Here is a 17738-nt window from a genome sequence, read left to right as displayed (position 1 = left end):
CCTCCTGCGCCACGGGGTCGCGTCATGACCGTCGTCGTTCAGCCCACCGGCGTCACCGCCGCCGACGTCCTCGCCGTGGCCCGCGGCCGCGCCCGGGTCGAGATCGCCGACGAGACCATCGCCTCGATGGCCGCCAGCCGCGCGATCGTCGACGGCATCGAGGCGTCCGGCCGGCCGGTCTACGGCGTGTCGACCGGATTCGGCGCGCTGGCCAACACGTCGATCGCGCCGTCGCGGCGGGCCGAACTGCAACACGCTCTGATCCGCTCGCACGCCGCGGGCATCGGCGCTCCGATGCCACGCGAGGTGGTGCGGGCGATGATGCTGCTGCGGGTGCGGTCGCTGGCGCTCGGCCTGTCCGGCGTACGCCCGGAACTGGCCCGCGGCCTGGTGGATCTGCTGAACGCGGACATCACGCCGTGGGTGCCGGAACACGGCTCGCTGGGCGCGTCCGGTGACCTGGCGGCGCTGGCCCACTGCGCGCTGGTGCTGCTCGGCGAGGGCTGGGTGCTCGGCAAGGACGGTGCCCGGGCAGCCGCCTCCGAGGCTCTGCACGCCGCCGGCATCGAGCCGCTCGACCTCGCCGCCAAGGAGGGCCTGGCCCTGATCAACGGCACCGACGGCATGCTCGGCATGCTGCTGCTCGCGATCGACGACGCGGCGCACCTGTTCACCATGGCCGACGTGACCGCGGCCCTCTCCATCGAGGCGATGCTCGGGTCGGAGCGGCCGTTCCTGCCCGAGCTGCACGCGATCCGGCCGCACCCCGGCCAGACGGCGTCGGCCGCGAACATCCACCGGCTGCTCCAGGGCTCGTCCATCATGGATTCGCATCGCGACGACCTGGCGCACGCGGTGCAGGACGCGTACTCGATGCGATGCGCCCCGCAGGTGGCCGGCGCCGCCCGCGACACCCTCGGCTTCGTCATCGAGGTCGCCGGCCGGGAACTCGGGTCGGTCGTGGACAACCCGGTCGTGCTGCGCGACGGCCGGGTCGAGTCGACCGGCAACTTCCACGGCGCACCGCTCGGCTTCGCCGCCGACTTCCTGGCCATCGCCGCCGCCGAGGTGGGCGCGATCGCCGAGCGCCGCGTCGACCGCCTGCTCGACGTGACCCGCAACCGTGACCTGCCGCCCTTCCTGTCCCCCGACGCGGGCGTCAACTCCGGCCTGATGATCGCGCAGTACACCGCGGCCGGCATCGTCGCCGAGAACCGCCGCCTGGCCGCGCCCGCCTCGGTCGACTCGCTGCCCACCAGCGGCATGCAGGAGGACCACGTCTCGATGGGCTGGTCCGCGACCAAGAAACTGCGCACCGTCCTGGACAACCTGACCAGCCTGCTCGCGGTCGAGCTGCTCTCCGGCGTACGCGGCATCCAGCTGCGCGCCCCGCTGGTCCCGTCCCCGGCCGGCCGCGCGGCGGTCGCCGCGGTCACACCGTTCGCCGGGGAGCCCGGACCGGACCGCTTCCTGGCGCCGGTGCTGGAGGAGGCCCGTGCGGTGATCGCGAGCCGAGCCCTGCGCGCCGACATCGAGTCGGCGATCGGCGCACTCGGCTAGAAAGGCTCGGTACACGCCTCGACGCCGTCGACGCGCCCGCAGGCTCGCAGCAGGCGCTGAGGGTCATCGGTGGCCCGCACCGCCGCCAGGGGGCCGCAGCGTTCCCAGCTCGCGCCGCCGGTGTCGGACCGGTCGAGCCACGCCTGGCCACCGCGGGCGAATCCGTAGACGCCGCCGCCGACCTTGACGAACTCCAGCGTGACGGCGGACCGGCCCACCTCGACGGTCCGGCCCACCGTCCCCCGTTGCTGCGGTGCGACGGCGACGGACCCGGCACAACCCTGGTCCGTCGCCACCGCGGGCGTTCCGAGAATCGCTGCCCCCACCTGCACGCCGACGGCCACCCCCATGGCCAGTACGCCGGCTGCCCGCACGATGTTCTCCACGCCCATCTCCCCGTCCCCCCGTAGGCCACCGATCCTGCCGAGGGATCGTCGGCCACCGATGCTCCGGTGGTGGGGTCCGGCACGAATCCGGGAGAGCGGGTTAGCGGAGTTCCTTGGCGACGACCTTGGCCAGCTCGCGGAACGCCTTGCCGCGGTGGCTGATCGCGTCCTTCTCGGCCGGGCTGAGCTCGGCGTTGGTCCGCTCCTGACCGTCGCCGAGGAAGATCGGGTCGTAGCCGAAGCCGCCGTCGCCGCGGCGGGCGCGCAGGATGCGGCCGGCCTGGCGGCCCTCGACCAGGTGCTCGCGACCGTTCGGCAGGACCAGCGCGGCCGCGCAGACGAAGGCGCCGCCGCGGTGCTCGTCGGCGACGTCGCTGATCTGGGCCAGCACCAGGTCGAGGTTGGCGTCGTCGTCGCCGTGCCCGCCGGACCACCGTGCGCTGAACACGCCGGGCATGCCGTTGAGCGCGTCGATCGCGATGCCGGAGTCGTCGGCCACGGTGGGCAGACCGGTCCGCTTCGCGCCCTCACGCGCCTTGATCAGAGCGTTTTCGCCAAAGGTCAAACCCGTCTCGGGTACGTCCGGATAGCCCTCGAAGTCGCCCAGGCCGACCAGCTGGACCCGGGACTTGCCGAGTGCCGCGTCCAGGATGCGCTGGAGTTCCACCAGCTTCTTCTGGTTCGCCGTGGCGAGCAGCAGCTTGGTCACGACGCCCGTCCCATCTTCGTCATGCGCTCCTGGCCCTGCGCGCGCCGTGCGCGCTCCGCTGTGCCGTCGTGCTCGGTGCGGTCGGTCATGACAGCGCCTTCTGCTGGGCCAGCGCCAGCTCCGCGCAGCCCGCGACGCCGAGGTCGAGGAGCGCGTCGAGCTGGGCGCGGTCGAAGACGTTGGCCTCGCCGGTGCCCTGGACCTCGACGAAGTCACCGTCGCCGGTGCAGACGATGTTCATGTCGACCTCGGCGGCCACGTCCTCCAGGTACATCAGGTCGGTGCGGGCCTCGCCGTCGATGATGCCGACGCTGACCGCCTGCACCGATTTCCGCATGACGGCCTCCACCTTGCCGGCCAGCGACTTGCGGCCGGACAGCCAGGTCACCGCGTCGTGCAGGGCGACGTACGCCCCGGTGATCGCCGCGGTCCGGGTGCCGCCGTCGGCCTGGAGCACGTCGCAGTCCAGGACGATCGAGTTCTCGCCCAGCGCCTTGAGGTCGATGCTCGCCCGCAGGCTGCGCCCGATCAGACGGGAGATCTCCTGCGTACGCCCGCCGACCTTGCCCTTGACACTCTCCCGGTCGCCGCGGGTGTTGGTGGCGCGCGGGAGCATCGCGTACTCCGCCGTCACCCAGCCCAGGCCGGAGCCCTTGCGCCAGCGCGGCACCCCCTCGGTGACCGACGCGGTGCACAGCACACGGGTGTTGCCGAACTCCACGAGCACCGAGCCCTCCGGGTGGATGCTCCACCGGCGGGTCAGGGTCACGGGACGCAGTTGGCCGGGCTCGCGGCCGTCGGGACGTGCCATGCCCGCAACCCTATGCGTAACGCGGCGTGCCGGTCTCGTCCGCCCCACCGCTGTCGTGGCGGGGCGGCCAGACGTGGGACATCGCGCCCACGGGAACGGCCGGGCGCAGCGAGTCGGCCACCACCCGGGTCTGGCGGGCGATCGCCGGGGCCTCGATGCCGTGCGCGCGCAGGAAACCCTCGACGGCCTGCGGCCAGCCGAACAACTCGGCGCGGGCACGTGCGGCGGCGCGGCGTTCGGCCTCGGGGCGCTCCATCAGATTGCGTACGCCCTCCGCGAAGGCCTCCGGCGTACCCCGGACCGCGACGCCCGCCTCGCCCACCACCTCGGGCAACGCGCTCGCCTGGTTGACCACCACCGGCGTGCCGCAGGCCAGCGCCTCGAGCGCGGCCAGGCCGAAGGTCTCCACCGGGCCGGGCGCGACCAGCACGTCGGCGCTGGCCAGCAGTGCCGCGACGGCGTCCCGGTCGTTCAGGTGACCGGCGAAGCGCACCGGGAGCCGGGCCGCGCGGTAGGCCAGGGCGGCCCGCCGGGAACCGTCACCGGCCACCGCCAGCACCGCGGGCGCCTTGCCGGCCCGCAACGCCGCGATCGTGTCCACGGCCAGCTCGGGCCGCTTGTCGGCGGAGAGCCGGGAGCAGTAGACGACCAGGATCTCGTCGGGGCGCGCGTACCGGGACCGGACCATCGGGTCGGCGGCGCCCGGGTGGTATCGGGCCAGGTCGACGCCGAGCGGGACCTCGACCAGGTTGGGCACGCCCAGCCGGCGGAACTCGGCGGCGGCGAAGGCCGTGGTGCAGACGATCTGGTCGTACATCTCGGCGGTGGCCCGGTTGAGCCGGTCGGCGAGCACCTCGCGGGCGGGCATGCCCCAGACGCCGAGCAGCCCGGCCAGGCTCTCGTGCGAGACCATCATCGAGCCGACCCCGCGCTCGCGCGCCCACTTGCCTGTCCAGCGCAGCGTGGAGCGGTCGGACACCTCGATGCGGTCGGGCTCCAGTTGGTCCAGCAGGCGGGTGATCTGCCGCCGGCCGGCCAGCACCCGGTGCCCGCCGGTGCGCGGCAGCACCGTGCCGGGGAGGGTGATCACCCGGCCCTGGTCGGTCATCTCGTCGGAGGCGTGCCGACCGGGAATGATCAGGATCGCTTCGTGGCCCGCGCGCTGGTAGCCCTCGCCCAGGTAGCGCAGTGCTGTGCGGAGACCACCGGATCGAGCCGAGACGACGTTGGCCAGCCGGACGATGCGCATGCCAGTGCACTCCAAGGGGGGACAGGCTCGGGGGGCTCAGAGATCGTAGCGGCTCCCTGGCCGAACGACCTCAACAGGTCCAGCGAAAGCCGCACATGCGTTATCCACAGTAGATGCCTCGCTTCCCCAAGCGGAGACGAGGTGGGTCAACAGTAGGCGGCCGACATCCGCCTTCGTCGCCGCCTCCCCCGCCTCACCCCCGGTCAGGTGTATGTCAGGTGGATTGTCCACACCGTCCAGGTAGCTGGCCTCGCACAGGAAGATGTCGGCGCCCTGCGCCAGCCGCAGCAGGGCGTCGCAGGGTGCGGTGTCCGCCGAGTACGCCAGGACGTGTCCGCCCTGCTCTATGCGTACGCCATAAGTCTCTATCGGGTGGTTGACCCGGTCGACCGTGACCGTGAACGGACCGATCGGGAAGGTGCCCGGCTCGAGCCGGAAGAAGTTGTAGACGTCGTCGACCGGCTCCGCCTCGGTGCTGTAGGCGGCCGCGATCCGCTCGGCGGCTCCCAGCGGCGCGTAGACCGGCAGTTTGGGCAACGGGCCCTGCGGGTCGTAGCGCCGAACCACCACGTAATCGCATGCGTCGGACATGTGGTCGCAATGCAGATGAGTGAGGAGAATCGCATCGACCGCATCGAGCCCGGCGTAGCGCTGCAAAGCGGACAGTGAACCCGATCCGAAATCAAGGAGCAGCCGGAAGCCCTGAGCCTCCAGGAGATAGGCGGAACAGGCCGATTCGGGGCCGGGAAAACTCCCGGCGCAGCCGAGAACGGTCAGTCGCATACGGATACCCCTGAATCACGCCCCGTCGACCCACGCCCCGTCGACCAAGCCCCGCTCGACCGGCCCGTGGTGATAGTCAGAGACCAGTCAATCACGCTGCGAAGCGTACGCCCGGACCAGCGCGCCGGGTTAACGTCTGATCGATTTGTCGCTAAATCGACAACGTACATCACATCCCCCGTGACCTCGGTCTCCGTAAGATGCGTGACGCTTCGTGAAGTCCATTCGTTGCACACCGTGAGGCACCTAACCTTACGGAGACGCATGACAACCGAGTTGGACTCACCGACCGCAGTGGTGCCCTTCGGCTGGGAGGGTGATGTCCCGACCACCGGTCCGGACGATCGCGACCTGCTCTTCCGCTTCCCAGCGGCGGACGACCCCGCGCCCGGCACACGGCGGTTGCTCGCGATGTCGCTCTACGCGTCCGCGCTCGGGCTCGTCGGGGTCGGCGTCGGGCTGCGCGTCTTCATCTCGGTGCTCGGCGGCGTGCCCGGCTGGTACGTGCCGGTGCTCGCCCTGCTGGGCCTGACCAGCGTGGCGCTCGTGGTGGGCGCGTTCCTGTCGATCCACCGCAGGGTGCTGCCGTACCTGTTCCTGGTCGCCGCCGCGCTCCCGCTCAGCGGCCTGGTGCTCCTGGCGGTTTCCCACTAAGCCCAGAGCTGGCCTTCGAGGGCGTCCTCGGCCTCGGACAGGGTGCCGCCGTAGGCGCCTGTGGACAGGTACTTCCAGCCGCCGTCGGCGATCACGAACGCGACGTCGGCGCGGCGGCCCGCCTTGACCGCCTCGTGCGCGACGGCCAGCGCGGCGTGCAGGATCGCCCCGCTGGAGAAGCCGGCGAAGATCCCTTCAACCTCGACGAGCTGACGGGTACGCAGGACCGCGTCGCGAGTGCCCACCGAGAAGCGACGGTTGAGCACCGTGGCGTCGTAGAGCTCCGGCACGTAGCCCTCGTCGATGTTACGCAGGCCGTACACGAGTTCGCCGTACCGCGGCTCGGCGGCGATGATCTCGACGCCCTCGACCTTCTCCCGCAGATAGCGGCCGGTGCCCATCAGCGTCCCGGTGGTGCCCAGGCCGGCCACGAAGTGCGTGATCGTCGGCAGGTCGCGCAGCAGCTCCGGACCGGTCGTCTCGTAGTGCGCGCGGGCGTTGGCCGGGTTGCCGTACTGGAAGAGCATGACCCAGTCGGGGTGCTCGGCGGCGACCTGCTTGGCGGTCGCGACGGCCTGATTGGACCCGCCCGCCGCGGGCGAGAAGAGGATCTCGGCGCCGTACATCCGCAGGATCTGGACGCGCTCGGCCGAGACGTTCTCCGGCATCACACAGACCAGGCGGTATCCCCGCAGCTTGGCCACCATGGCCAGGGAGATGCCGGTGTTGCCGCTGGTCGGCTCCAGGATGGTGTCACCCGGGCGGAGCCGGCCCGCCTCCTCGGCCTCGCGCACCATGAACAGGGCGGCGCGGTCCTTGATGCTGCCGGTCGGGTTGCGGTCTTCGAGTTTGGCCCAGAGCCGCACCGGCGGTGCCCCGTCGGGCACCGTCGGCGAAAGGCGGGGCAGGCCGACCAGCGGCGTGCCCCCGGCGGCGTCCAGAAGGCTCTCGTAGCGAGCCATCGGGCTCAGCCCTCAGTCGGGTCAGGGGCGGCGGCGGGGCGGTTGGACGAGTTCCCCAGCAAGGCCGCGGCGGCCGCGAAGCCGAGCGCGCCGCCGGCGACCGCCGGCAGGATGGTGACCGAGTCGCCGTCGGCGACCTTGGCGTCCAGCGCGCCGAGGAAGCGCACGTCCTCGTCATTGACGTAGATGTTGACGAAGCGGTGCAGCCCGCCCTCGGGCGTGATCAGCCGGCCCTTGATGCCGTTGTGCTTGGCGTCCAGGTCGTCGATCAGACCGGACAGCGTGGCGCCGGCACCCTCGACGACCTTCTGGCCGCCGGTGTAGCTGCGCAGGATGGTAGGAACGCGAACTTCGATAGCCATTGCGGAAATGCTCCTTGAGAGGAAATCGAGACAGACGGGTTCGGGGAGTACGCCGCTCAGCGACACTCGTAGAACACCGACGCCGGGCTCTGCCCGAACATGAACGTCTGCACCCAAGTCTCCAGACCAGATCTGGCCATCACACTTCTACCGTCGCATCCACGATGTTGACCTCTTCTTCGGTCACCACACTGTCCACGATACGGAACGAGCGAATCTCCTCAACGTCCGGCTCACGTGTCGAGACGAGGAGATAGTGCGCGCCCGGCTCGCCGGCGAACGAGATGTCGGTGCGCGACGGATAGGCCTCGGTGGCCGTGTGCGAGTGGTAGATGACGACCGGTTCCTCGTCGTTGTCGTCCATCTCGCGCCAGACCCGCAACTGCTCCATCGAGTCGAACTCGTAGAAGGTCATCGAGCGGGCCGCGTTGTCCATCGCGATGTGCCGGGTGGGCAGATCGCTGCCGAGCGGGCCGGCGACCACGCCACAGGCCTCGTCGGGGTGATCCCGGCGGGCGTGGGCGACGATCGCCTGGACGATCGCACTGTCGATGGTCAGCACGCATTTCACATTACCGTGACGAGTGCTTCAACCGGGCGTGGCCGTGGCCACAACCGCGTCAGTCGATCTCCGGCAGGGCGTTCAGCAACGACTCCTGGAGGTAGCCCAGGTAGGCGTACACCGACAGCTGGAAGACCCGGCTCGAGGCAGGGTCGTGCAGCACGGCGTCGTCGAGCTCGTCGCCGAGGTCGGTGTCGGCGGCGATGTCCAGCCGGGTGCCCATCGCCAGCCGGGCGTCGTTGATCGCGCGCAGCCACGCCTCGGCCGTCTCCGCGTCCAGGCGCACCTCACCCGGGCCGTCGTCGGGCAGCGCCGCCAGGATCGCGCCGGCCTGGTCGATCTTCCCGGTCTTCAGATCGCCCTCGGTGTACAGCCGGAACTCGGCGGAATCCTCGGGCAGGTCCGGGTAGATGTCCGGGAACAGCCGGTCGACGACCGGGTCGCCCCGATCGAAGCCGTCGGTCAGCAGGTCGACCACCTCGCCGGCGACCTTGCGGAGCACGCGCACCTCGTCGATGGCGAACGCCGCCACGCACTCAGTGCCGTTGCGTCGGAACATGCCTCAATCCACCCTCACGCCCGGTCGACCGTTGCCCACAGACCGTATCCGTGCAATTGCGAGGCGTCCATCTCCATGCGCTCGCGAGCACCGGTGGAGACCACCGCCTTGCCCTTGTTGTGCACGTCCAGCATGAGCTTCTCGGCCTTCTCCCGGCTGTAGCCGAACTGCTTCTGGAAAACCCAGGTCACGTAGGACATCAGGTTGACCGGATCGTCCCAGACGATGGTCACCCAAGGCCGGTCGTCCGCTGGTGATTCCTCGATCTCCGGCGTCTCGACGGGAGCGACCTGGGGCAGCGCCATGCCCACCATCGTGCCACCGGAACGGCGGAACCGTGGAATGCGACTCTTAAGCGCAGGTCACGAAGCGATCTCCGGCGAACCTCGCAGGGGTACAGGTAGTGACATAACCGTGACGGATCTCGATATGCTGACGGCGTGGGCAACTGGGACTTCGTCGGACGCACCGGCGAGCTGGACCGGTTCATCAGGGCCGCTGACAATGCATCCTCCACCGAGACCAGGGGGTTGATTCTCAGCGGCGATCCCGGCATCGGTAAGAGCCGGCTGCTCTGCGAGGCGACCCGGACACTTCCGGCCGACCAGTACGCGGTCTTCTCCGCCTCGGCCACGATCGGCGCCACCGGCCTGCCCTTCGGCAGCCTCGCCCAGGTGCTCCCGCCCGACCCGCCCGCCGGGCTGTCCGCACCCGGGCTGCTGCGCTGGGCCGCCGGCGCGCTGCGCTCCGACGGGGGCGCACGGCGGCTCGTGCTCGCCGTGGACGACGTACACCTGCTCGATCGCACCTCGGCCGCGCTGATCCACCTGCTGGTCCGGGAGGGCGCCACGCTGCTCGGCACGCGGCGCACCGGCGAACCGGCGCCCGCCCCGATCGCCGCGCTCTGGACCGAGGGTCTGGTCGTCAACGCCGATCTGCTGCCACTGAGCACCGAGGAGTCCCGCGAGCTGCTGACCTCGATGCTCGGCGGGCCACTCGAGACGACCTCGGCGCGGCAGCTGTCCCGGTTCGCCGGCGGCAACCCGCTGCTGCTGCGTGAGCTGGTCATGGCGGCCAGGCAGGGCGGCGAGATCTCCCGCTCGTACGGAATGTGGCGCTGGACCGGCAAACTCACCCTGGCCCCCAGCCTGGCCGATCTGGTCGACGCCCGCATCGGCGGGCTGACCCCCGGGGTCCGCGACGTGCTCGAACTGGTCGCCTTCGGCGAACCGATCGGCCTGCACCTGGTCCTGCAGGGCTGCGTGCCGGCCGACGCCGAGGCCGCCGAGGAACGCGGCCTGATCCGGGTCACCGAGGACGGACGCCGCCGCGACGTACGTCTGGCGCACCCCCTCTACGGCGAGGTGGTCCGCCAGCACTGCCCGGCCACCCGCTCGCGCCGCCTGCACGCCACCCTCGCCGACCTGGTCGGGAGCACCGGCGCGCGCCGCCGCGACGACCTGCTGCGGGTGGCGGTGTGGCGGCTCGACTCCGGCACCGCCCAGGACGGCGGGATGCTGCTGGACGCGGCCGTGCAGGCGTTCGGCCGGTTCGACCTCGGGCTGGCGCAGCGGCTGGCCGGCGCGGCCTGGACCCACGGCGCCGGGTACGACGCCGCCGAGCTGCTCTCGACGGTGCTGCTCTTCGCCGACCGGCCGGACGAGGCGCTGGCGGCGCTGGACCGGGCCGACGGTCCGCCGGCGCGCCGGCTGATCGCCCGGGCCACGGTCGCGTTCTGGGGGCAGGGCCGGGCCGACACCGCCGACGAGCTGGCCCGGGCCCGCATCGACGACCCGGCCGACGAGGCCCGGGCACGCGCCGTCGAGTCACTGATGCGCATGCAGCTGCTCCAGCTCCGGCAGGCCCGCGCGCTGGCCGGTCAGGTGCTCGCGGACCCGGCCGCCGGCACGCCGTCGACGGACATGGCCCGGTCCGTGCTCGCCTTCCTGGCCGCCGCCGGTGGTGATCCGGCGGCCAGCACCGACCTGCTCGCCCCGGTGGCCGCGGACACCGGCGGCTGGCGCCGGGAGAACCCCACCCTGCAGTTCGTGCTGCCGATGGCCCTGGGCACCCGGGTTGCCGTCGCGCTGGACCTGGCCGGCATCGACGGCATCCTCACCGACGAGTTCGCCGACCTGGTGCAGGCCGGCGGGTTCGGGGTCGGCTCGGCCTGGGTGTCGCTGCTGCAGGCGCAGGCGGCGTGGCTGCGCGGGCGTACCGACACCGCCATGGCGGCGTGCGAGCAGGCCTGCGCGGCGCTGACGGCGAACCGGCTCTACGAGGGCAACGTGCACGCGTACCGGGCGCACGTCGCGGCGCTGCGCGGCGAGTCCGACACGGCCCGGGAGGCGCTGGCCGCCGCGGACCGGGCGCCCGGCTCCTGCAACGGCCCCGACTACCCGTGGCTGACCCGCTGCCGGGCCTGGGTGGCGGCGGCGACCGGCGACCTGATCGGCGCGGTCCGCCTGCTCCAGGACGTGGTCCAGCGGCTGCGCGTGGACGGGTTCGCCGGGCACGAGCTGCTCGCCCTGCACGACCTGGTCCGGCTGGGCCGCCCCGAGCTGGCCGCCGACCGGATGGCCGCGCTGCTCGAATCGGTGCCCGGCGGGCCGGTCGCGCCGCTGCTGCTTCGGCACGCCCGGGCGGCCGCCGACTCCTCCGCCGAGGGGCTGCTGGCCATCGCCCGGGACTTCCAGGGACGCGGCTACCTGACCTTCGCGGCCGAGGCGGCGGCCACCTCGGTGCGCCTGTTCCGGGCCGCCCGCGACCCACAGGCGCTCGCCGCGTCCACGCTGCTCGGCGACGTGCTGGCCCGGTGCGACGTGCTGCGTACCCCGGCCCTGCGTACCGTCCAGCCGGCCCTGACCACCCGGGAACGGCAGGTGGCCGAGCTGGCCGCGGACGGCGCGAAGAGCCGGGAGATCGCCGACCAGCTCTTCCTGTCCCCGCGCACGGTCGAGAACCACCTCCAGCGGGTCTACGCCAAGCTCGGCGTCAACGGCCGGGTCGAACTCGCCCCGGCGCTTCGATCTCTGCCGCAATAGGGTGGTGGGGTGACCGACTTCGCCCCCGCGCTGCTCACCGACCACTACGAGCTGACGATGGTGAGTGCCGCACTGCGCGACGGCACCGCCTCGAGGCGCAGCGTCTTCGAGGTCTTCGCGCGCCGGCTACCGACCGGCCGCCGGTACGGCGTGGTCGCCGGCACCGGGCGGCTGATCGATCTGATCCGCGAGTTCCGGTTCGAGCCGGCCCAGCTGGAGGTCCTGCGGTCGGCCCGGATCGTCGACGACGAGACGCTCGCCTGGCTGCGTGACTACCGCTTCACCGGCGACGTCGACGGCTACGCCGAAGGTGAGCTGTTCTTCCCCGGATCGCCCATCCTGACCGTTTCCGGCACGTTCGCCGAGTGCGTGGTGCTCGAGACGCTCATCCTGTCGGTGCTCAACCACGACAGCGCGATCGCGGCCGCGGCGGCACGCATGGTCACCGCCGCGCGCGGGCGGCCGATCATCGAGATGGGTTCCCGGCGCACGCACGAGCTGGCCGCCGTGGCCTCGGCGCGGGCGGCGTACCTGGCCGGGTTCGCCAGCACGTCCAACCTGGCGGCGGGCGCGCTCTACGGGATTCCGACCACGGGCACCTCGGCGCACGCGTTCACGCTGCTGCACGACGACGAGGCGACCGCGTTCGCCTCCCAGGTGGCGGCGCTGGGCAAGAACACGACGTTGCTGGTCGACACGTACGACATCGCCCAGGGCATCCGGAACGCGATCGCGGTGGCCGGCCCCGACCTGCGCGCCATCCGGATCGACTCGGGCGACCTGTCGGTGCTCGCCCAGCACTCCCGCGAGCTGCTCGACTCGCTCGGCGCCACCGAGACCAAGATCATCGTCTCCGGTGACATGGACGAGTACTCGATCGCCTCGCTGGCCGCCGAGCCGGTGGACATCTACGGCGCCGGGACGGCCGTGGTCACCGGGTCCGCGGCGCCCACCGCCGGGCTGGTCTACAAGCTGGTCGAGGTGGAGGGGCGCCCGGTGGTCAAGCGGTCGGAGAACAAGGCGACCGTCGGTGGGCGCAAGACGGCCGTGCGACGCCACAAGCCCACCGGCACCGCCACCGAGGAGATCATCGTCCCCCAGGGCGTACCCGATCATCTGCCGAACGACCGCCTGCTCCAGCAGTCCTTCATCGCCGCGGGCGACGTCCTGCCCCTGCCCACCCTGGCCGAGGGACGGGAGCACTTGCGGCAATGCCTCATCTCCATCCCGTGGGAGGGCCTTAAGCTCTCCGCGGGTGACCCGGCCATCCCGGTCACGATCGCCTGAGGGGGCCACCCGGAGGGGAACAAATGTCACGCGCGCTGATCATCGTCGATGTGCAGAACGACTTCTGCGAGGGCGGCTCCCTGCCGGTCGCCGGTGGCGCCGCCGTGGCCGCCGGGATCTCGCTGGTGCTGGACCGCGCCGGCGACCGGTGGGACCACGTGGTCGCCACCCAGGACTACCACGTCGACCCCGGCGCCCACTTCAGCGCCGACCCCGACTTCGTCGACTCGTGGCCGGCACACTGCGTGGTGGGCACCGGCGGCGCGGACTTCCACCCGGAGCTGGCACGGGACCGCATCGAGGCGGTGTTCCACAAGGGCGCGCACGCGGCTGCCTACTCCGGCTTCGAGGGACACACCACCTCCGGTGAGGGCCTGACCGATTGGTTGCGCTCACGCTCGGTCACCGAGGTCGAGGTGGTGGGGATCGCCACCGACCATTGCGTACGCGCGACCGCGCTCGACGCCGCAGCGGCCGGCTTCACCACCAGCGTCCTGCTGGAGCTGACCGCCGGCGTGTCCCGGATCACCACCGACGCGGCGATCGACGCTTTCGCTGCCGCCGGGGTGAGCACCACGGGCGCGCCGGTCGTCGATCCCACGTGATCCCCGTCTAACTGGCTCGAAACTTGTCGTACCCAGCGGCGAGGATGTCTGACGGAGGTTAGGACCCGTCATGACACTCACGCCTTACCGGGAGACCCTCGCGCTGCGGGGCATCAAGTCACTGCTGGCGGTGGCCACGCTCGCGCGTGTGCCGATCGCTGCCGGCACGGTGACGCTCACCCTGCACGTGGTTCAGGACCTCGGCCTGGGCTACTTCCTGGCCGGCCTGGTCGGCACGGCGTTCACGATCGGCGGCTCGTTCGGCGCGCCTGTGATGGGCCGCATCACCGACCGGCGCGGGCTGCGCCCGGTGCTCGTGCTCACCACGGTGGCCGAGGTGCTGTTCTGGTTCTCGGCGCCCTCCATGCCGTATTGGGCACTCCTGGTCGCCGCGCTGGTCGGCGGTTTCCTGGCCCTGCCGGCCTTCGCCGTGGCCCGGCAGTCGATCGCCGCGCTCGCCCCCGAGTCGCACCGCCTCCCCGCCTTCGCGCTCGACTCGATCACCACCGAGATCAGCTTCATGGCCGGTCCCGCCCTGGGCGTCCTGATCGCGACGACGGCGGGCTCACACGCCGGGATGTATGCCGTCGGCACCGGCATCCTGATCTCCGGCGTCGGCCTGTTCCTGCTCGACCCACCCATCCGCTCCGCCGGCGAGGCCCCACCGTCGACCGGCGCCGCCAGCATCCCCCGCAGCCAGTGGCTGACCCCGCGCCTGATCGGCATCCTGGCCATCACGGCCGCCTCGACCCTCGTCCTGAGCGGCACGGACGTCGCGGTCGTGGCGGTGCTGCGCGCCGGCGGCGAGGTCGCCTGGACGGGCGTGGTGCTGAGCATCTGGGCGGCCGGCTCGCTGCTGGGCGGCTTCCTCTACGGCACGATCCGCAAGGGCTTGACCCCGCTCACGCTCTTCGCGCCCATGGCCTTGCTGACGATCCCCGTCGGGCTCGGCGGCGACCACTGGTGGCTGCTGGCCCTGCTGATCCTCCCGGCCGGCGCGCTGTGCGCCCCCACGATCACGGCCACGGCCGACGCGGTCAGCCGCATGATCCCCGCCGCGGCCCGAGGCGAGGCCCTGGGCTGGCACAACTCGGCCCTCACGGTCGGCGTGGCCCTGGGCGCGCCACTGGCCGGCGTGGTCATGGACTGGCAGTCCCCACCCTGGGGCTTCGCAGCCGTCGGCGGCGTGGGCCTCCTGGTCGCCTTGGCCGTCCTCCCCGCCGAACTACGCCGCCGCCGCACAGCCGCCGCGGCTCCCGTCTCCCCCACCCCGGCCAATCCCGCGTCCGCCCACATCTCCTGACGCACCGGACGCCCGTCCTGCGCACAACCGCGCAGGTCGGTCTGGCACTAGGCCGGTCTCGTGCCGACCAGGGATTGACGGCCTTTTCCCGGACCTGAGCAACGCCACGGGCTGCCACTCCACTTCTTGTGGCGGCCCACGGCGTTGCCGCGGATTCAGACGACGCATTGGGCGACCGCCGGTGGTTACCGCTGAGGCACGCGACAGGACCTTCGAGCTATCGCTGTCAAACCCTGTTCGGGCGGCAATACCAAGAGAAAGGATCCCACTGATCGTAATAGGCGGAGAATGGAGCATCGGGGTGGTGTTCGCGGCAATACCGAGCAGGGTCGATGTCGTGTGCCTCAAGGGTGCCGTTGCTCTGATTCCAGGTGTAGCACCTCCAGCCCCAGGCGTGCCAATTCCGCGGGTCGATCTCAGCTTTGAAGGCGTGTTCATACTGGTCCCAGCACGCCTGGTCCATGTTGATGCCGTAGGTAGCCCGCGGCGCCAGCGCCGCCGAGCCGACTACGGCCTCGCCGGCCAGCGCGGGAGCGGACGTGGCCACACTCAGAGCACCAAAGGCGGACAGGATCACCGCGGCGATCATGGTTGCTCGAACGGCAAGCCGCTTGGTCATGGACAAATTGCTTCACCTTTCCGTCGCGCACGAACCTCTTTCGGGTCCGATGCCGGTCGATGGCATCGGCGCGAATGCCGGTGAATCATGAAGTCGATCAGGCACTCACGCCTGATTCAAATTAACCGTCGACACCCCAGCGAGAAACCCGGGCGGTATTTCCAGGCATCAACGTTGCCCGTCGCGCGATCGGAACGCCAGGCACTCGCGAAGTGAGCTTTTGCCGCACCACCATCCGGGCCGGAAATGGCGTGCGGCCTTGACCACGACGACGGTCCGCTGAAACCACGGCTCGGTTTCGGGTGCCCGTACCGTCAAAAGATTTTGACCTTGGGTTTGACGGCGATCAGGTAGCCCTGCGGCACCTTCTCGGCGCCCTCGGCCTCGCGGACGGCTCGGAGCCAGATGTCGAAGCCGGCGTCGCGCAGCAGGGTGACCAGGTCGTCGGGCTGCTGGCGGTACCAGTCGATGCCGATGCGGTGGCCCTGGAACTCCTCCCGGCGCCCCTGCTCGTCGCCGACCTGGAAGACCAGCATGACCAGCCCACCCGGCGCCAGCACCCGGAAGAACTCGGCCAGCACCCGCGCGCGCAGCTCCAGCGGCACATGGATGATCGAGTAGACCGACAGGATCCCGCCGAGCTCGCCGTCGGCCCGGTCGAGTTCCAGCATCGACCCCACCTCGAACGGCACGCCCGGATGCGCCCGCCGCGCGACTTCGACCATCCCCGGGGCGAGGTCGATCCCGTAGGCGTCCAGCCCGAGCTCGCGCAACGCCGCAGTGTGCTGACCGGGGCCGCAACCCACGTCGGCGACCGTGGCGCCGCACCCGGCCAGGATCCGCTCGGCGAAGGCCGCCAGCAGCGCACGCTCGATCAGTTGCGGCCGTTGCGCCTGGCCCGGCACACCGGCGTAGTCCTCCGCGATCCGGCTGTAGGAGTCGCGCATTCCGGCCAGAAACCCTTCGAGATCCACAGATCGCGACCCTAATGTGGGCGGACGTGGATCGGGGTGTGGGGATCGTCGCGGAGGCGTTCGGGCTCGGGCGGCCGGTGGCGGCGGCGGTGCGGGTGACCGGCGGGCTGTCCAACGAGCTGTGGCGGGTGGTCACCGAGCGTGGCGAATGGGCGGTCAAGCGCATGATCGTCAACGCCGGGCGGGCGGGCTTCGTGGCCGCTGTGGAGGCGTCGTTCCAGGTGGAGACGCGTGTGCTGCGGGCCGAGGTACCTATGCCGGAGCCGGTAGATGTCGACGGGCGTGCTCGACCACCTGAGCAGGCTGGCCACCGGGCTGGACGCCTTGCTGTCGGAACTGCGCTGAACGTTTCTTTCCGAGCTGCGGTGATCGGGCCGCAACCCAGTGGCACCCGAGATCGCGCCGGACAGCACCCTGATCCAGAGGCTCGCCATAAGTTCGGCCTGGATCGTGATCTACGCCCCCGATCGCGTCCCCCAGGAGCCCGCCGACATGAAGAAGCGCCTCATCGTCACGCTCGCCGTCAGCGGCGGGATCGCCCTCGCCGGTGCTGCCACCGTCCCGGCGTGGGCCGCGGTCAGTAACGCCGCCCGTCCCGCCGCGGTCAAGACCTCCGCGTCGCCGACTGCTTCCGAGCGGGCCAGTGCCCGGCCGGCCGCCGCACCGAGCACGAGCGCCGGCACCTCGCCCTCGGCGACCCCATCCACCCCGTCCGCCTCATCCGCCCCCTCCGCGCCGCCCGCCTCGCCCGGCGCCGAGGACCGCTCGAAGCCGGGCGACAGCGCCGATGCGACGTCGTTCCGCCTGCACGGGCTCATCACCTCGGCGGATGCCGGCGCTTCGACGATCACGGTGAACCGCCCGAACGAGGCGACCTCCACCCTGTCGGTCGCGAGCACCGCCAAAATCACGGTGAACGGGGCTTCCGTGGCGTTGTCGGCGCTGCCCGCCAACCTGCTCGCCCGCATCTCCGGCACCGTCGACAGCGGCGCCCGGACCGTGACCGCGATCACCGGCTTCACGAAGCGCCCCACCGGCGACCGCTGCGGCGGCGGCCAGGACAAGAGCGACTTCAAGGGCAAGGACCGCAAGGGTACGGACGACAAGCGCGCCGACAAGCCCAAGAACACCGGCAAGCCCGAGAAGGGCGAGAAGCCTTCGAACACCGGCGACCACCACGGACCGGGCAAGGGTCACGGCCCGGGCAAAGGCCACGGCCCGGGCTGCGGCACCCCCACCGCCACGCCCTCGCCCACCCCGACCAGCTGAGGTCCGCCGCCCGGCCGGCCTGAACCACCAGGCCGTGTGC

The 17738-nt window shown here is 71.4% G+C and carries 18 protein-coding genes and 1 pseudogene; 7 read left to right on the top strand and 12 right to left on the bottom strand.

From position 1 onward, the window contains the following. The first annotated feature begins 24 nt into the window (after positions 1-24). Positions 25-1560 (top strand): histidine ammonia-lyase, encoded by a 1536-nt coding sequence (gene hutH, locus QSK31_RS23175; protein WP_285686387.1) that lies wholly within the window; start codon positions 25-27, stop codon positions 1558-1560. Here the strand turns inward: hutH and QSK31_RS23170 are convergent. The 5 genes from QSK31_RS23170 to QSK31_RS23150 form a co-directional block, all read right to left on the bottom strand. After that, complete coding sequence (locus QSK31_RS23170) at positions 1557-1946, bottom strand: hypothetical protein (RefSeq protein WP_285686386.1); 390 nt, start codon at positions 1944-1946, stop codon at positions 1557-1559. The two genes, hutH and QSK31_RS23170, sit on opposite strands and share 4 nt — an antisense overlap. A 100-nt stretch (positions 1947-2046) precedes the next feature. Further along, positions 2047-2655: an RdgB/HAM1 family non-canonical purine NTP pyrophosphatase gene (gene rdgB / locus QSK31_RS23165; RefSeq protein ID WP_285686385.1), complete on the bottom strand. Its 609-nt coding sequence runs from the start codon at positions 2653-2655 to the stop codon at positions 2047-2049. Positions 2656-2740: 85 nt separating this feature from the next. Further along, positions 2741-3466: a ribonuclease PH gene (rph, locus tag QSK31_RS23160; RefSeq protein WP_285686384.1), complete on the bottom strand. Its 726-nt coding sequence runs from the start codon at positions 3464-3466 to the stop codon at positions 2741-2743. Positions 3467-3476: 10 nt separating this feature from the next. Continuing rightward, positions 3477-4715: a glycosyltransferase gene (locus tag QSK31_RS23155; RefSeq protein WP_285686383.1), complete on the bottom strand. Its 1239-nt coding sequence runs from the start codon at positions 4713-4715 to the stop codon at positions 3477-3479. A gap of 36 nt (positions 4716-4751) precedes the next feature. Continuing rightward, the gene (locus QSK31_RS23150) at positions 4752-5498 is read right to left on the bottom strand and encodes an MBL fold metallo-hydrolase (RefSeq protein WP_285686382.1); all 747 of its coding nucleotides are present in this window, start codon (positions 5496-5498) and stop codon (positions 4752-4754) included. 264 nt (positions 5499-5762) lie between these two features. Between QSK31_RS23150 and QSK31_RS23145 the strand changes: the two genes are divergently transcribed. Continuing rightward, complete coding sequence (locus QSK31_RS23145; RefSeq protein ID WP_285686381.1) at positions 5763-6152, top strand: hypothetical protein; 390 nt, start codon at positions 5763-5765, stop codon at positions 6150-6152. On the opposite strand, the gene QSK31_RS23140 is transcribed toward QSK31_RS23145, so the two are convergent. From QSK31_RS23140 to clpS, 5 genes and pseudogenes are all read right to left on the bottom strand, one after another. Continuing rightward, complete coding sequence (locus QSK31_RS23140; protein WP_285686380.1) at positions 6149-7114, bottom strand: PLP-dependent cysteine synthase family protein; 966 nt, start codon at positions 7112-7114, stop codon at positions 6149-6151. The two genes, QSK31_RS23145 and QSK31_RS23140, sit on opposite strands and share 4 nt — an antisense overlap. A 5-nt stretch (positions 7115-7119) precedes the next feature. Beyond that, positions 7120-7476 carry a MoaD/ThiS family protein gene (locus QSK31_RS23135; protein WP_285686379.1) on the bottom strand — a complete coding sequence of 119 codons (357 nt, stop codon included), beginning with the start codon at positions 7474-7476 and terminating at the stop codon, positions 7120-7122. A 56-nt stretch (positions 7477-7532) separates the two neighbouring features. After that, positions 7533-8038, bottom strand: a pseudogene (locus tag QSK31_RS23130) (M67 family metallopeptidase). A gap of 58 nt (positions 8039-8096) precedes the next feature. Then, positions 8097-8597 (bottom strand): DUF2017 domain-containing protein, encoded by a 501-nt coding sequence (locus tag QSK31_RS23125; protein ID WP_285686377.1) that lies wholly within the window; start codon positions 8595-8597, stop codon positions 8097-8099. 14 nt (positions 8598-8611) lie between these two features. Beyond that, entirely contained in the window at positions 8612-8902 is a 291-nt protein-coding gene (clpS, locus tag QSK31_RS23120; RefSeq protein ID WP_285686376.1) for an ATP-dependent Clp protease adapter ClpS, read from the bottom strand. Positions 8903-9037: 135 nt separating this feature from the next. Between clpS and QSK31_RS23115 the strand changes: the two genes are divergently transcribed. From QSK31_RS23115 to QSK31_RS23100, 4 genes are all read left to right on the top strand, one after another. Continuing rightward, positions 9038-11641 (top strand): LuxR C-terminal-related transcriptional regulator, encoded by a 2604-nt coding sequence (locus QSK31_RS23115; protein WP_285686375.1) that lies wholly within the window; start codon positions 9038-9040, stop codon positions 11639-11641. A gap of 9 nt (positions 11642-11650) precedes the next feature. Beyond that, complete coding sequence (locus QSK31_RS23110; RefSeq protein ID WP_285686374.1) at positions 11651-12928, top strand: nicotinate phosphoribosyltransferase; 1278 nt, start codon at positions 11651-11653, stop codon at positions 12926-12928. A 23-nt stretch (positions 12929-12951) separates the two neighbouring features. Beyond that, positions 12952-13533 carry an isochorismatase family protein gene (locus QSK31_RS23105; protein WP_285686373.1) on the top strand — a complete coding sequence of 194 codons (582 nt, stop codon included), beginning with the start codon at positions 12952-12954 and terminating at the stop codon, positions 13531-13533. Between the two features lie 70 nt (positions 13534-13603). Beyond that, a complete protein-coding gene (locus tag QSK31_RS23100) occupies positions 13604-14836 on the top strand; it encodes an MFS transporter (protein ID WP_285686372.1) in 1233 nt (410 codons plus the stop codon). Positions 14837-15062: 226 nt separating this feature from the next. Here QSK31_RS23100 and QSK31_RS23095 read toward each other — a convergent pair whose 3' ends face one another. Further along, on the bottom strand, positions 15063-15455 hold the full coding sequence (locus tag QSK31_RS23095) for a hypothetical protein (RefSeq protein ID WP_285686371.1): 393 nt from the start codon (positions 15453-15455) through the stop codon (positions 15063-15065). Positions 15456-15769: 314 nt separating this feature from the next. Continuing rightward, positions 15770-16429, bottom strand: a complete 660-nt coding sequence (locus tag QSK31_RS23090) for a class I SAM-dependent methyltransferase (RefSeq protein ID WP_285686370.1) — start codon at positions 16427-16429, stop codon at positions 15770-15772. Between the two features lie 492 nt (positions 16430-16921). On the opposite strand from QSK31_RS23090, the gene QSK31_RS23085 reads away from it, so the two are divergent. Next, positions 16922-17698, top strand: a complete 777-nt coding sequence (locus tag QSK31_RS23085; protein WP_285686369.1) for a hypothetical protein — start codon at positions 16922-16924, stop codon at positions 17696-17698. Positions 17699-17738: the final 40 nt, after the last annotated feature.

It is taken from the genome of Actinoplanes sp. NBRC 103695 (genome assembly GCF_030269485.1).
Lineage (GTDB): Bacteria > Actinomycetota > Actinomycetes > Mycobacteriales > Micromonosporaceae > Actinoplanes.
Note: the sequence above shows the minus strand (reverse complement) of the source record. Positions and strands in the feature narration are given on the sequence as shown.

What these genes read in the sequence shown, in the direction of transcription:
- QSK31_RS23105 (WP_285686373.1), top strand. Translation starts at nt 12,952, where the DNA reads ATGTCACGCGCGCTGATCATCGTCGATGTGCAGAACGACTTCTGCGAG.
- QSK31_RS23125 (WP_285686377.1), bottom strand. Translation starts at nt 8,597, where the DNA reads ATGTTCCGACGCAACGGCACTGAGTGCGTGGCGGCGTTCGCCATCGAC.
- QSK31_RS23095 (WP_285686371.1), bottom strand. Translation starts at nt 15,455, where the DNA reads ATGACCAAGCGGCTTGCCGTTCGAGCAACCATGATCGCCGCGGTGATC.
- clpS (WP_285686376.1), bottom strand. Translation starts at nt 8,902, where the DNA reads ATGGCGCTGCCCCAGGTCGCTCCCGTCGAGACGCCGGAGATCGAGGAA.
- QSK31_RS23100 (WP_285686372.1), top strand. Translation starts at nt 13,604, where the DNA reads ATGACACTCACGCCTTACCGGGAGACCCTCGCGCTGCGGGGCATCAAG.
- QSK31_RS23145 (WP_285686381.1), top strand. Translation starts at nt 5,763, where the DNA reads ATGACAACCGAGTTGGACTCACCGACCGCAGTGGTGCCCTTCGGCTGG.
- QSK31_RS23155 (WP_285686383.1), bottom strand. Translation starts at nt 4,715, where the DNA reads ATGCGCATCGTCCGGCTGGCCAACGTCGTCTCGGCTCGATCCGGTGGT.
- QSK31_RS23140 (WP_285686380.1), bottom strand. Translation starts at nt 7,114, where the DNA reads ATGGCTCGCTACGAGAGCCTTCTGGACGCCGCCGGGGGCACGCCGCTG.
- QSK31_RS23150 (WP_285686382.1), bottom strand. Translation starts at nt 5,498, where the DNA reads ATGCGACTGACCGTTCTCGGCTGCGCCGGGAGTTTTCCCGGCCCCGAA.
- rph (WP_285686384.1), bottom strand. Translation starts at nt 3,466, where the DNA reads ATGGCACGTCCCGACGGCCGCGAGCCCGGCCAACTGCGTCCCGTGACC.
- QSK31_RS23085 (WP_285686369.1), top strand. Translation starts at nt 16,922, where the DNA reads ATGAAGAAGCGCCTCATCGTCACGCTCGCCGTCAGCGGCGGGATCGCC.
- hutH (WP_285686387.1), top strand. Translation starts at nt 25, where the DNA reads ATGACCGTCGTCGTTCAGCCCACCGGCGTCACCGCCGCCGACGTCCTC.
- QSK31_RS23135 (WP_285686379.1), bottom strand. Translation starts at nt 7,476, where the DNA reads ATGGCTATCGAAGTTCGCGTTCCTACCATCCTGCGCAGCTACACCGGC.